Consider the following 13,937-nt stretch of genomic DNA (forward strand, 5'->3'; position numbering starts at 1 on the left):
TCTGTGCTGTTTATCGGTCTTCGCCCCAGCGCTTAATATTGCCAACATCCAGGTCAAATAAATCCAGAGCACGTGCCACGCTGTGGTGAATAATATCATCCACGCTTTCAGGTTTATGGTACAGGGCGGGAACCGGCGGGAAAATAATCCCGCCCATTTCCGTCACCGCCTGCATATTTTTCAGATGCGACAGATTCAACGGCGTTTCTCTGACCATTAATACTAACCTGCGCCGCTCTTTTAATACGACATCTGCGGCGCGTGTCAGTAAGTTACTGGTGAGTCCGTGAGCAACAGACCCCAGAGTGTTCATCGAACACGGCGCGATAATCATCCCGATGGTTTTAAAAGAACCACTGGATACCGACGCCCCAAGATTATTAATGGAATGCACGTCATCGGCCAGCCGGATCACATCCTGCCGCCCGATATCGGTTTCGAGACTACGTGTCACTTCGGCACCTTTACTGATAATCAGGTGCACGTCGATATCGATATCGCGCAATATTTCCAGTGCCTTCATTCCATACTGAAATCCCGAAGCCCCGCTGATGCCGACAATTATCCGCCTTCTCTTCATTTCACCTCTCCGCCCTTCATACTTCGCACTGCAATGCGAAGTATGAAGGGCACATAATATTAATATTTAAAATCAGGCAGGAATTTCTTCACATCGACGTCTTTAAATTTGGAACGTTCGAAATGGGCTTTCAGATGAAACGGCACTGTGCAGTCGAAAATAGTTTTGCATGACATACCTTCCTGCAAAATACCTGGGCTGTAGGCTGGATGTTGCGAAGGATCCAGCGGATGGCAGCGCACACCCGGAATAGTGACGGTATCCACGTCGCCCTGATAGCGGGTTTGCATCGCCCACAGGATGTCATCGGTATCGAAAATATCCACATCTTCATCCACCAGAATCACGTGTTTCAGCTCGGAAAAGGCTGCAAACGCCAGCAGCGCGGCTTGTCTCTGACGGCCTTCATCCACCGGTGAGGATTTTTTAAATTGCAGCACCGCCAGTAACTTACCGCCACCGGAGGTGTGCGCATGCACATTCAACACACGCCCCGGCATGGCGCGGTCGATCATATCCAGAATACTGGCTTCGGTCGGAATACCGGCCATGCTGACGTGTTCGCCGCTCGGGCCAAGCGTGGTTTGCAGGATAGGATTGCGGCGATGCGTCACCGCTTTCACCTTAATCACCGGCAGCGCGGCTTTGGCTTCACCGGTATAGCCCGGGAATTCAGGCATCGCTTTGCCGGTGTTGGTGTTCTGATCTTCACGGACACGCACGTCCGGCAGCAGTTCGCCTTCAATCACGATTTCGGCGTGGGCAATGGCTTTTTCGTCGATGGAAACACAGTGCGTCAGTTCCACCGCTTTCCCGCGTAATGCACCGGCAATGCTCAGTTCGTTGAAGCCCAGCGGCGTGGTGGGTGGCTCGAAGCAGGCGGCAATCTCAATCGCCGGATCAACGCCGATGCTGATGGAAATCGGCAGCGGTTTACCCGCACGCTCGGCTTTTTCGCGGAAAGCATCAATATGGCGACCCGGGGTCAGCCACATCGACAGTTCGTCGCGGCTCTGAATGCACAGGCGGTGAATGGTAATGTCGGATTCTTTGGTTTCAGGATCAGAGGCATAGCACATGCCCATGGTGAAATACGGACCGGCATCTTCTTCGGTATTGGTCGGTGCAGGCAGCAAGGTGCGCAGGTCAAAATTCGGATCATCCGCCAGATACGTCACTTCCTGACAGGGTGCCGTGCCGCGATCCACAACCACGGGCGCGATGGCGTTTTTCACCGAATCTTTCAGCAGGAAACCGAGTTTTTCCGGCGCACAGTTCAGCAGATAGCCCACACGTTCGCGGGTAGACATCAGGCCGGTGACCACACGCACCCCCGGAAAACCTTTGATGGTGTTAAACATCATCGCCGGGCCTTTACGGGTCGGACGTTCACAGGTTCCCCCGGCACCGACATAGCGGTACACGCCGGAGAGTTCCGCATGCGGATCCACTTCCACATCGGTACTGACCATTTCGCCTGGCAGGCTTTCTAAAAATGCAATCGCAGACCGGAGGTCGTGCACGTTATTATTTTGAGGGTGGCTTTCTTTCTTAGACATATTTTTATCCAGGTAAATAAATATTCCACATAATGAGAAAATTATTTTCATCGCCGGATTGAATATATATTTACTGCCGAAGATCAAAAAGTACCGTTTAAATTCACGCGCTAAACCTTTTTGGTTTATATCAAAAAAATAATAATTATTTAACACTAATCAATACATCACAATAACTTAATGACGAAACATTACGTTAATTCCGCCACGGCATTCATACCCTGACGGAAATTAAAAATCAGGAATTTAAACAGGTACGGAAAACTGAAAACAGGCACCGTGTTTCGGTTGTTCAATCAGCCGGATATCGCTGCCGTGGAGTTGCAGAATGCGGCGCACGATCATCAGCCCCAGCCCGCCCGCACGGTGTTTATTGGTACTGAGGATTGACGGACGCACAAACAGGCTGTCTTTCAGCTCCGGCGCAATGCCCGGTCCGCTGTCTTTCAGTTGTACCATCACCTGCCCTTCCTGTTTCCACAGTTTTATTTCGATTACGCCGCCTTCCGGTGTAAAACGAATCGCATTATCCAGCAGATTAGTCAGCACCCGTTCAATCATGCCTAAATCGGCATTCACCAGCGGAATACCCGGCGTGATATCCGCCAGTAATTTTTGCCCGCGCGTTTCAGTCGCCAGTTCAAATTTCTGGAAAACATCCTGCACCAGTTCACTCAGCGAGAAAGGTTCTTTCTGCGGTTTCACCACGCCATATTCCAGCCGTGCCAGTTCAAATAATTCCTGCGCCAGCCGCCCGACTTTTTTACTTTGCGTCAGGGCAATATTCAGATAACGCTGCCGGTCTTCGTTGGTCAGATGTTCAGCTTTCACCGACAACGTTTCCAGATAGCCATGCAGGGAGGTCAGCGGCGTGCGCAGGTCATGAGAAATATTGGCGATAAATTCCCGCCGCTGCTGATCCTGCACCATCAGACTTTGCCATTGCTGGTCGATACGTTTTGCCAGCGCGACAAACGCCTGTTGTAACTGCGTGACTTCATCGCGGGCGGCACCGGCCGGAGTATCCGTTTTCGACAGCGCCTGAATTGCGTCCATGCCGCCGGAATCGAGTTGTGCAATCTGCGCCGTGAGTTTACGCACCGGGCGCGTCACCCAACGGAACGCCAGCGCACCCGCCAGCAGGCCAAACAGCGCCACCAGCCCCATAGACCGCAGCGCCAGAGAAATCGCCGACTGATACTGCGCGTCGCTGGTCAGTGCGGTGTATTCATCGCCGAGAAGCACAATATACACATAGCCTTTGGTCACACCGTCTACCTGCAACGGCGCGGCGCTGAATACCTGAGGGGTTTGCGGGTCACGCGGATTGTCGCCATATACCGGCATTTTCGCGCCGTGCAGCAGCGCATTCACCGGTGCTAAATCGATTTTCTGCTGTTGCAAGCGTCCCGGAGGCGCCGCATTGCCGACGATATTGCCGTCTTTGTCGAGCAGATACACCTCAACGCTCGGATTCACCGCCATCAGCTGATCAAACAGCGTATGGACCGCTTTGGGATCCCAGTCGCCCTGGCTGAGCAGCGGATTATTCGCCGCGATCTGCGTCGCCAGATTGGCCGACAGACGCTGGATCACCGACTGGCTGTACTGGTTGCTGGAACGCACCTGCATATAGCCGGAAAGCGCGCAGCAGGCGATCAGCAGCACCATAAACACCAGAGTCAGTCTTTGCGCCAGCGTGAGATTTTTCATGATTTACCCTTGTGACGCCTCAGAAGAGGACACGAATTTATAGCCTTTTCCCCACACGGTCAGAATCCGTTCCGGCTCGGCCGGATTGGTTTCTATCTTGATGCGCAGCCGGTTGATATGGGTGTTCACCGTATGTTCATACCCTTCGTGTTCATAGCCCCAGACCTGATTTAACAGGCTGAGTCGCGAGAATACTTTGCCGGGATTTTTGGCAAAGAAATACAACAGGTCAAACTCGCGGGGCGTCAGCTCGACAGACTGATGATTGAGCATCACGTCACGCGCAATCGGGTCGATCACCAGCCCGGAAAAGCTCAGCGTTCCGGCATCCATTTTCAGATTACGGCTCATCGCTTCCTGCCGCCGGAACAGCGCCTTGACCCGCGCCACCAGTTCCAGCATAGAGAACGGCTTCGCCAGATAATCGTCCGCCCCCAGTTCCAGCCCGAGCACGCGATGTACTTCGCTGGAACGCGCGCTGATAATAATGATCGGCGTATACCGCGTCATATTGCGTGCACGGCGGCAGATTTCCAGGCCATCAACGCCCGGCAGCATCAGATCGAGGATCAGCGCGTCCCAGCCGCCCTTCTCCAGATGTGCCACGCCCAGATTGCCGTCGGCGGCGTGGGTAATCTCATAACCTTCATCACGCAGATGCAGGCTGAGCAGTTCTGCGATATCCCCGTCATCTTCAACGATCAGGATCTTCTTCGTCTTATCCATGTGTTATCCCAAAAACGTGGCGTTTCCTAATGGTTTGAGTCTACACAAGCAACCGTCTGCGAGTTATCACATTTTATTTAACTTTGCGTGAGGTCTCGGGGAACAAATCCGCTCAATACTCGCTACATCACAGGGCGGACAGCCGGACTTCATTATGACAATACACACGGAATTACCTCATCAGGCAAAATCCAAACCGGCCACGGTGCACCCTTTGTGGCTGCGGCTGACCCACTGGCTGAATGCGCTGGCGGTGCTGATTATGGTGACCAGCGGCTGGCAGATTTATAACGCATCACCCCTGTTTGATTTTGATTTCCCGCCAGCGATGACACTGGGTGGCTGGCTCGGCGGCGGTATTCAGTGGCATTTCGCCGGTATGTGGTTGTTCGGTTTTAACGGCCTGTTTTATCTGCTGATGAACATTTTTACCGGCCGGATGAAACAGAAATTCTGGCCGCTGACGCCACGCGGCATCTTCAATGATTTGCGGGCTGCCCTGCGTGGCAAGCTGAAACACGACGATTTACGGCACTACAACATGGTGCAACGTGCGGCGTATGTGTTCGTGATGTTCGACGGCATCGTGCTGGTGCTTTCCGGGCTGGTGGTGTGGAAATCGGTGCAATTCCCGCTGCTGCGCGAACTGATGGGCGGCTTTGATACCGCGCGTTATGTGCATTTTCTGGCGATGGCTTCACTGGTGGGATTCGTGGTGCTGCACATCGTGATGGTGGCGCTGGTGCCGAAAACCCTGATTGCCATGATCCGCGGGCGTTAAGGAAGACATGATGAAAAACATCGTTAAAAGAACCCTCAGCCAGATTTTCAGTCCTTCCGACAGCGAAGCGATTTTACAGGAAGCGAAAAAACAGATTATCCGCGAACTGGATGCGCCCTCCCGCCGCCTGTTTTTACAACGCGGACTGACACTCGGCGGCGTGGCGATGCTGACCGGTTGCGATATCAGCGATAACGCCAGCGTGGAAAATGCGCTGGGCAAAATCTCCGGTTTCAATGACCGCGTGCAGGGCTGGCTGTTCGGTTCAACACGCCTCGCGCCGGTGTATGCCGAATCGATGATCACCCGTCCGTTTCCGTTTAACGCTTTTTACGCCGAAGACGACGCGCCACAAGTCGACGGCGACGCTTACCGCCTGAAAATCGTCGGTCTGGCACTGGATAAACGCGAATGGTCACTGCCGACGCTGTACAAAATGGCGCAGGTCAGTCAGGTGACGCGACACATTTGTGTCGAAGGCTGGAGCGCGATTGGTAAATGGGGCGGCGTGCCGTTCGGCGATTTTCTGCGCCTGATCGGGGCAGATCTCACGGCGGAATATGTCAGTTTTAAATGCGCCGACGCGTATTACACCAGTATCGATATGGCGACGGCACTGCATCCGCAAACCCTGCTGGCGCTGACCTACGACGGCCAGATTTTGCCGCGACAATACGGCTTCCCGATGAAGCTGAGGATGCCGACCAAACTCGGCTACAAGAATCCGAAACACATCGAAGTGATTGAAATTACCAATAAATTTACCGGTGGCTACTGGGAAGATCAGGGCTACAACTGGTTCGGCGGAAGCTGAACACTCTCCACAACACCCTTTGTACATCAAACCTATAGAGAAGGATTTACCATGAAAAAGTTAACCATAATGATGATGTCTGCTTGCCTGATGATGGGCGCAGTGAGCACCACCTATGCCGCTGACGCAATGGCGAAGAAAGACACCATGGGCCATATGTCAAAAGACTGCATGAAAAAAGACAGCATGAGCAAAGACACCATGGCGAAAGACAGTATGGGCAAAGACTGCATGTCGAAAGATCACATGAAGAAAGACAGCATGTCGAAAGATTCCATGTCCAAAGACGCGATGAAAAAAGAGTCCTCGGGCCAGTAAGCGCCACTAAACCCGGCCATATAGCGAAAACGCCTCCGTCTGTTCAGCGGAGGCGTTTTACTTTCTGTTAAGAGCCAATAACCCGCCCCTTAACACTTAATTATTTTGTGGCACTGGACGCCAGGCGAATCTGAATATCATTGTCGAGATTATTCACCCAATGGTTGTAACTGCGGTGAATCTCGCCTTTCCCGGCCAGCAGATTGGTGCTGCCGACATAATTAATGGTGTAGCCGCGGGTGTCATAGGTAATACGGATATCTGCTTTGTGTTCACGGTTATTCAGATGACCGTTAATCACGCCCGGTGCGCCATCCGTCATTATCCAGCCACGTTTTTGCCCTGCGTCGATAATAGCGGTTCTGATCTGACTTTCTGAATTATGGGTTGCCAGCGTGGTATGCGGCGTCGTTACCGGCTCGGTACGCGCGCAGCCAGAAAGCGCCATGACACAGACAAGGCCGATAAGTAACTTACTTGTAGATTTCATGTGAACCTTTTGGATTTAAAATTTGGGATAAGAGCTTGAAAAATCAACACAATATACGCCATTTTCCGAAAGGTGTCATGAAACACGCTGGTTGAGTTTCGTTTTCGCTTTGCGTAGTATATAAAACATATATGATTCGTATACTACCGAGGCAAGCCCATGGGTATCATTAAGATTTCAGAACTGATGCACGAGAATTTGCGTATTGCCAGCATGGCTTATACGCGTTCGATGAACGCACAGGCCGAGCACTGGATGAAGATTGGCATGCTGATGGAAACCCATCCTGATATGACGCACAGCCAGATTTCGCAATTGCTGGTGCAGTGCAGCATGGAATCTGAAGAAAACACCGGAAGTATCCGCACGCTGTTAAACGTGGGTGGCACACACAGGAAGGCAAGCAATGAATAATGGTTTAGACAGCAGGTATTTCGTCAACAATAACCGCATGATCAAAACGCCGGAAGGCATCGATAAAGCCCGTATCGCCGGTAAACTGGCGGCGCGCGTGTTGCATATGATCACGCCGTACGTAGTGCCAGGCGTTACGACTAACGAACTGGACCGCATCTGCCACGATTTTATCGTCAACGAATTGCAGGCGATCCCGGCCAATATCGGTTATCACGGCTATCAGAAAACCACCTGCACCTCCGTCAACCACGTGATTTGTCACGGCATTCCTTCCGATAAGGCGCTGAAAAAAGGCGATATTGTTAACATCGACGTGGCGCTGATCAAAGACGGCTGGTACGGCGATACCAGCCGTATGTATTACGCCGGTGAACCCGGCATTATGGCGCGCCGTCTGGTGGATACCACCTATGAAGCAATGATGGCCGGTATTGCAGTGGTACGTCCCGGCGCAACGCTCGGCGACGTCGGCCATGCGATTGCCACTGTCGCGAAACGCGAAGGGTTTTCCATTGTGGAAGAGTATTGCGGCCACGGCATCGGCATGGGCTATCACGAAGATCCGCAGGTGCTGCATTATGGCGAGCAAGGTCACGGGCTGTTATTGCAGGAAGGCATGTTATTTACCATCGAACCGATGCTCAATGCCGGTAAAAAACAAAACAAAGTCCTGCCCGATGGCTGGACCGTGGTGACTAAAGATCATTCGTTGTCCGCACAATGGGAACATATGATTGCGGTGACGAAAGATGGTTATGAAATACTGACCCCGTGGCCGGAAGAGAAGTGACAATACCGGGACAGTAAAGCCTCCATCCGGAGGCTTTTTGCTTTCTGAGGTACGGCTAACTGCGCTCGATTTCTTTTGTCGCCCGGTCTAACGCATCGGTGATTTTATACAGTGTCTCCTGTCCGATGGGGCCTTTCGCCAGCCGCAGGTTAAGCGCCATGCGGATATTGTTTATCGCGCGCTGCATTTCAGGAATGCTGCGATTGTTGGATAAAATCGCCAGCGAATGCAGTTTTTCCGTCACTGAGCCGAGCAGTTCTCCCTGTTCAGCCAGCGATTGCGAACCTTCCGGTGTAATCGCATATTGCTTCTTACCGCCCTCTTCCTGGCTGGCCGAAATCAACCCCTGTTCTTCTAAAAAGGTCAGGTTCGGATAAATGATACTGGCGCTCGGCGTGTATTCACCTTTGGATAATTCTTCGATGGCCTTGATCAGTTCATAACCGTGGGCGGGACGCCGCTGCAAAAAATGCAGCATCAGCAGGCGGATATCCCCCGTTTCGAACATTCTTTCGCGGCGGTGTTTATGATTCATCATCGTTATTTATTATGCCAATAGGCCACACAACGCACCAGGTTCGCATCCAATCCACGGGTTTCCACGAAATAATCATTCAGCCCTTTGGCGAATTTCCCTTCACCGGTGACCCAGATGTAGTAATCGCTTTCTGGCAGCGGCAGGCTTTTCAGTTTTTTAACCGCCGCGTCATCTTCCTGATAACCGTTGTGCTCATCGCTGACAATCCATTCGATGTTGAAGTCTTGTTCATCATCTAAATAGCTGACGCAACTCACGTCTTTCACTTTCACCAGCACGGTGATTTTGGCGTCAGACGCCGCCTGTTTCAGCTCACGCAGACGGCGTTTCACCGCCGGAAGACCGGTTTCATCGCAGACATACAACTGCCATTTATAGGTGGTCGGGATGATCAGTGAACCACGTGGCCCGCCGATGATCAGTTTATCGCCCGGCTTCGCATCAGCCGCCCATTCGCTGGCGACACCCCCGTCGTGAATATAGAAATCCAGCGTCAGTTCGTTGGTCTGTGCATCGTAATGCAGCGGCGTGTATTCGCGGTTCAGCGGACGCGGCCCTTCGCCCCACACAATCCCTTCTTCGGTGGCGGTGGGTGGTGTAATGACATCCCCCGGATTCGCCGGGAAAAACAGTTTGATGTGGTCATCGAAGCCGCGTGACGTAAACCCGCTCAGCTCGTCGCCGTTTAATACAATGCGTTTAAAACAGCCGGAAATCGTTTCACTGCTTTTTACCGTGATATGACGGAAAACCAGTTCATTTTTGACACGAACCGGCAGATTTGCGGCAGGGGTTTCAGTGCGATGTTGTGCCATCACGTTCTCTCTTTTGCGATAAGGTTTACAGAAAGATATATCTTAGTCATGTTTTCCGCAATCCCGGAAAGTGTAAGGAAAAACAAAAAAGCCATCACGGTGGATGGCTTCGGATTGCAGTGGCAGGAGGAAGAATGGCTAGCGCACGGCGCCGTACAGGAACATCTCGACGGCGTTTTTCACCAGTTGCTTGATCTCGATGACGTCCAGTGGCGCAGGGTCGCTCTGGTACAAACGCATATTGGTTTGCGCCGTCACCAGCGCCAGAAACTGGCGCGCGCGCAAATCGGCATCAGCATTGCCGAGTTGCCCTTTTTGCATCGCCAGCGCTAAAAATGCCGCCAGTGATTCGATGGCTTCACCCGGACCGGCATCGTGAAACAACATACCGATGTCAGAACGCCCGGCTTCGGCAATCACCATCCGGTATACCGCCAGCGCGGTACCGTCGTTGGTCAGCACCAGCAACATTCTTTCACCAAAACGGGTCAGCACTGTTTCAAGCGGCAGATCAGGCAAGGGGGCGGAAAGCCCGTCAACGGCATCGGAAAGATGCCCGGTGGCGTAGGCTTTAACCACCGCCACCAGCAGCGATTCTTTGGAGGGAAAGTAATTGTAAAGTGTGGCTTTTGATCCGCCAAGCCGCCGGGCAAGCTCATTCATCGAAGCACGCTCGTAGCCGCACTCCTGAAATAATTCCGCCGCGGCATCCACAATGGCATCCCTTCTGGCCTCAGTACGTACCTTCATTTTCACTCCTTAACTGTACGGTACAGTTTCTATTTGTACCCACTCTAACCATGCCTTTCCGGCTTGTAAAGCCGCGCCCCCCTGACCCGTTTCGAAAGACGAATTGCAAAGATTTCGTTAAGAACTACATTTTTTTTATCATTTTGTTGATAACAATTATCAGTATCATTATCATTCTCACAAAGCCGAAATGGGTGCGGATGTTAAATAAACCCATATTTTATAAGGACAATGGCCTTTTCACGGAAGAATTGCATGCAGATGACCAGCGCGTCTGATTTGTCGAAAGGCAGTAAATGCGAGCAGAACTTAAAAAAATTAGTCCAGGACTTATAACAAATGTTCAAATCCTTTACACAGCAGGGTTTGGTGAAAAACGTCATTTTCATGGGGACGATTCTCACCACCACCTTTAACGTAAATGCAGCGGAAGCCGTTAAAGACAATACCGATCTCACAGCAAGCAATACGCAATCTTCTGAAGCCATCAAAAAAAAACCGGCGGTGCGTACCGCGCAGGATCTGGCGCAGAACAATGAAGAAGTCATGACTGTCACCGAAACGATGCCGGATAAAAAACCAGGCTCGAAAACCACCATCACGGCGGCAGAAATGCAGCGAAAAGGCGGTAATGATTTCGGCACTATCATGCGTTATGAGCCGCTGATCACCGCGACCGGCGCGAGTGGCGGCTCCGGCAATGGCAAAAGCGGCTTCGACCGCAGCGGTTATACCGGCTATAACATCCGTGGCCTGGAAAGCAACCGCGTCGGTATTGACGTCGACGGTATTCCGCAGCCAAACGCTACCGGGCGCAGCTACGTCAGCCGTGCGGGCCTGAACACCTTTGGTATTGGCCGCGATTACATCGACCCGTATATTTACGGTCAGGTGGATATTGAATCCGGCGCCACATCAGCCGATCGCGCCAACACCTCCATCGGTGGTGCCGTTTCCTTCCTGCCAAAATCTGCCGACGATTACCTGCGTCCGGGCAAGGAAGTCTATTTCGGTTACCAGTCTGATTATGATTCTTCGGATCGTTCCTGGCACAACGGCATCACCGCTGCCGCCGGTGACGAAACCCTGCGGGGCCTGATCGCCATCAGCCGCCGCGACGGCCAGGAAACCAGCAACAACAGCGATACGCTCGATGCGTATCCGGCCAACTGGCACTCTGACGCCATTATGACGTCGGTCATCTGGCAGCCGAATGATGCGCATAAAATCACCGGCACCCTCGATTACTACGAGAAAGTGAACCACACCCATTACGATACCTGGAACAATGCTGGCAGCGCGATTCTGGGTACCGCACAACAGCAAAGTAACACCCGCCGCTGGGGCGCGAGCCTGAAAGATGAATGGACGCCATTCAACGATTACGTGGATGCCATCGTCTCGAAAGTGTATTACCAGTACACCCAGGCACACGACAACACCTATCTGCCAAACGAAAGTAAGCAGATGATGAACGTCTACTCAAACTATGACGTGAACACCTACGGCGCGGAGACCAGCTGGCTAAAAACGCTGGGTCGCCATGAGCTGAGTGCCGGTATCAACGGCCGCGTGTCCAACACTGAACGTCCGTTCCGCGAAAGCCCGGATCAAAGTGCTTTCACGACTATCATGCAGCCGGAAGCTAACAGCCGGACGTATATCCTCGGCGGCTTCCTGCAAGACACCATCAAGTTTGACCTCGACGGCCATAACTTCTCTGTCGTGCCTGCGGTGCGTGTCGCGTATCAGAATACCAAGGCAGAAAACCTGTCAGACTTGTCCAACAGCATTGTTTCTGAAGATCAGGTTTCCACCCTGTACGGTAAAGCCAACTCCGATACACAGGCCCTGCCATCACTGGCCTTCACCTATGACATCACCCCTAAGCTGATGACTTACCTGCAGTACCAGCGCGGTGCCCAGTTCCCGGATGCCAGCCAGCTTTACGGCTCCTGGAACCTCGGTTCTAACTATGCAGGACGTGGTCAGTACGCGCTGATCGGTAACACTAATCTGAAAACCGAAACCAGCAATAACTTTGAATGGGGCATGAAAGGCGAAGCCACGGAAGGCGTGACCTTCAAGACTTCCCTCTTCTATAACACCTACAAAAACTTCATTGCTAACACCCGTTACACCCGCGCGGGCAGCCCGGGTATGTTCACCAACGTGCCCTCCAATATTTATACGATTTATCAGGCAGAAAACCGCGATGAAGCCTTTATCTACGGTGGCGATCTGAGTACCAAAATTAACTACGGTACCTGGTTCAGCAGCGTTGATGGCCTGAGCACCACCTTCGCACTGGGTTATGCCAAGGGTGAATCGAAATCCAGCTACGATGGCGACAAATATGTTGACCTCGACAGCGTGCCGCCAATGAAGTTTGTGGCTGGCGTGGCATGGGATGCGCCATCCGGCATCTACGGCACCGCCCTGACCGCCACCTTCGTGAAAGGTAAAAAAGCCGAAGCGACCAGCCGCCAGAGCTACACCAATGCCGGGACGCCAATCACGGGTTCCACCACCGAATACATGAATGTGCCGGGCTACGGTATGGTGGATGCAACGGCCTACTGGAAAGTCGCGAAGAACGTGAAACTCAGCGGTGGCGTTTATAACATCACCGACCGCAAATACTGGGATTACCTGAGCAGCCGCACCCTGACCGAAACCACCAATCAGGATGAGTACAACAAAGCGCTGGCTGTGATGCCGGGTCGCAGCTTCCAGTTGGGCGTGAACGTCGATTTCTAACCGATAACGCCCGAACGGACAACATCAAAGGCGTCATGTGCAAACATGACGCCTTTTTTACGCCTTGTGACCTTCCCCTCAAAACTAAACCCACCTGTACATTTTCTTGACATGGGAATTTTATTACCCCATAAATGAACCGTACCGTACGGTTTTGAAATAAACCGAAACCGACGTCCCGCGACGATTCTTAAAAAGGTAGGAAAAATGTCTGCATCCGTTCACGGCTATTCTCTGGCGGCTTTGATTTCTTTGGGTTTTCTCACCGGGTGCGCGAGTACCCAGCCTGTGCCCTACACCGGGGTCACCTCTTCTCCACAAATGAAACCTGATACCCAGGACGATTCAGGCCATATCGCATACAGCTACAACACCCCGACGGACTGGAATAAATACAGCCGCGCGATCCTCGATCCGGTGGTGATTTATCAGGGCAAGGATGCCCAGTTTGATGACGTCACGGCGGAGCAAAAACAGCAACTGGCGGCGTACATGCAGCAGCAGTTCGGCAAAAGTGTCGGCGGGCGTTTCCCGCTGACGAACGCTATTACCCCAGGCACCTTACGTATCCGGCTGACGCTCACCGGCGCGCAAACCACCACCGCGTTTCTGGGCACGTTCACCCGCTTTGATCTGATGGGCGGGCCGTACAACATCGTGCAGTCAGTGCGCGGCAAACAGGGTTCATTCACCGGCTCCGTGAGTTATGCGGTGGAAATTTATGACGCCCCCTCCAATCAGTTGCTGAAGGCTTATATCGCGAAGCAATACCCGAACTCGCTGAACATTGGCGCGACCTGGGGTGCGCTGAGTGCGGCCGAAACCGGGCTGGATAAAGGCGCGGAACAGTTGCAGGCACAACTGAAATAAGTGACGGCAGGACACA

General features: G+C 52.6%; 15 protein-coding genes. 7 read left to right on the forward strand and 8 right to left on the reverse strand.

Annotated elements, in window-relative coordinates:
- Positions 1 to 10: 10 nt before the first annotated feature.
- The 4 genes from ABIC79_RS14740 to ABIC79_RS14755 all read right to left on the reverse strand — a co-directional run bounded on the left by ABIC79_RS14740 (position 11) and on the right by ABIC79_RS14755 (position 4,578).
- The gene (locus ABIC79_RS14740; RefSeq protein WP_121019887.1) at positions 11 to 580 is read right to left on the reverse strand and encodes a UbiX family flavin prenyltransferase; all 570 of its coding nucleotides are present in this window, start codon (positions 578 to 580) and stop codon (positions 11 to 13) included.
- Positions 581 to 639: 59 nt separating this feature from the next.
- Positions 640 to 2,139: a UbiD family decarboxylase gene (locus tag ABIC79_RS14745; RefSeq protein ID WP_013578103.1), complete on the reverse strand. Its 1,500-nt coding sequence runs from the start codon at positions 2,137 to 2,139 to the stop codon at positions 640 to 642.
- Between the two features lie 246 nt (positions 2,140 to 2,385).
- The gene (locus ABIC79_RS14750) at positions 2,386 to 3,852 is read right to left on the reverse strand and encodes a sensor histidine kinase (protein ID WP_354567616.1); all 1,467 of its coding nucleotides are present in this window, start codon (positions 3,850 to 3,852) and stop codon (positions 2,386 to 2,388) included.
- A 3-nt stretch (positions 3,853 to 3,855) separates the two neighbouring features.
- Positions 3,856 to 4,578 carry a response regulator transcription factor gene (locus ABIC79_RS14755; RefSeq protein WP_013578101.1) on the reverse strand — a complete coding sequence of 241 codons (723 nt, stop codon included), beginning with the start codon at positions 4,576 to 4,578 and terminating at the stop codon, positions 3,856 to 3,858.
- 154 nt (positions 4,579 to 4,732) lie between these two features.
- Between ABIC79_RS14755 and ABIC79_RS14760 the strand changes: the two genes are divergently transcribed.
- From ABIC79_RS14760 to ABIC79_RS14770, 3 genes are read left to right on the forward strand one after another with little or no spacing between them, the layout of a single operon-like run.
- Positions 4,733 to 5,359 carry a cytochrome b/b6 domain-containing protein gene (locus ABIC79_RS14760; protein ID WP_013578100.1) on the forward strand — a complete coding sequence of 209 codons (627 nt, stop codon included), beginning with the start codon at positions 4,733 to 4,735 and terminating at the stop codon, positions 5,357 to 5,359.
- Positions 5,360 to 5,369: 10 nt separating this feature from the next.
- Complete coding sequence (locus ABIC79_RS14765) at positions 5,370 to 6,173, forward strand: molybdopterin-dependent oxidoreductase (RefSeq protein ID WP_354567619.1); 804 nt, start codon at positions 5,370 to 5,372, stop codon at positions 6,171 to 6,173.
- Positions 6,174 to 6,224: 51 nt separating this feature from the next.
- Entirely contained in the window at positions 6,225 to 6,491 is a 267-nt protein-coding gene (locus ABIC79_RS14770; RefSeq protein WP_013578098.1) for a pentapeptide MXKDX repeat protein, read from the forward strand.
- A 100-nt stretch (positions 6,492 to 6,591) separates the two neighbouring features.
- Here ABIC79_RS14770 and ABIC79_RS14775 read toward each other — a convergent pair whose 3' ends face one another.
- Complete coding sequence (locus ABIC79_RS14775) at positions 6,592 to 6,981, reverse strand: hypothetical protein (protein WP_013578097.1); 390 nt, start codon at positions 6,979 to 6,981, stop codon at positions 6,592 to 6,594.
- 159 nt (positions 6,982 to 7,140) lie between these two features.
- Between ABIC79_RS14775 and ABIC79_RS14780 the strand changes: the two genes are divergently transcribed.
- Together ABIC79_RS14780 and map are read left to right on the forward strand one after the other, a co-directional pair.
- Entirely contained in the window at positions 7,141 to 7,395 is a 255-nt protein-coding gene (locus ABIC79_RS14780) for a ParD-like family protein (RefSeq protein WP_013578096.1), read from the forward strand.
- Positions 7,388 to 8,188, forward strand: a complete 801-nt coding sequence (gene map, locus ABIC79_RS14785; RefSeq protein WP_168444345.1) for a type I methionyl aminopeptidase — start codon at positions 7,388 to 7,390, stop codon at positions 8,186 to 8,188. The genes ABIC79_RS14780 and map overlap by 8 nt, the downstream gene beginning before the upstream one ends.
- 55 nt (positions 8,189 to 8,243) lie before the next feature.
- Here the strand turns inward: map and ABIC79_RS14790 are convergent, their stop codons facing one another.
- The 3 genes from ABIC79_RS14790 to ABIC79_RS14800 all read right to left on the reverse strand — a co-directional run bounded on the left by ABIC79_RS14790 (position 8,244) and on the right by ABIC79_RS14800 (position 10,291).
- Entirely contained in the window at positions 8,244 to 8,726 is a 483-nt protein-coding gene (locus tag ABIC79_RS14790; protein WP_223509528.1) for a PadR family transcriptional regulator, read from the reverse strand.
- A gap of 2 nt (positions 8,727 to 8,728) precedes the next feature.
- Entirely contained in the window at positions 8,729 to 9,541 is an 813-nt protein-coding gene (locus tag ABIC79_RS14795; RefSeq protein WP_168444344.1) for a siderophore-interacting protein, read from the reverse strand.
- Positions 9,542 to 9,679: 138 nt separating this feature from the next.
- Positions 9,680 to 10,291 carry a TetR/AcrR family transcriptional regulator gene (locus ABIC79_RS14800; protein WP_013578092.1) on the reverse strand — a complete coding sequence of 204 codons (612 nt, stop codon included), beginning with the start codon at positions 10,289 to 10,291 and terminating at the stop codon, positions 9,680 to 9,682.
- Positions 10,292 to 10,678: 387 nt separating this feature from the next.
- Between ABIC79_RS14800 and ABIC79_RS14805 the strand changes: the two genes are divergently transcribed.
- Positions 10,679 to 13,051: a TonB-dependent receptor domain-containing protein gene (locus ABIC79_RS14805; protein WP_370461751.1), complete on the forward strand. Its 2,373-nt coding sequence runs from the start codon at positions 10,679 to 10,681 to the stop codon at positions 13,049 to 13,051.
- Positions 13,052 to 13,258: 207 nt separating this feature from the next.
- Positions 13,259 to 13,921, forward strand: a complete 663-nt coding sequence (locus ABIC79_RS14810) for a DUF3313 domain-containing protein (RefSeq protein ID WP_013578090.1) — start codon at positions 13,259 to 13,261, stop codon at positions 13,919 to 13,921.
- Positions 13,922 to 13,937 lie beyond the last annotated feature (16 nt).

The sequence above is a fragment of the Rahnella sp. 2050 genome, assembly GCF_040544515.1.
Taxonomy (GTDB): domain Bacteria; phylum Pseudomonadota; class Gammaproteobacteria; order Enterobacterales; family Enterobacteriaceae; genus Rahnella; species Rahnella aceris.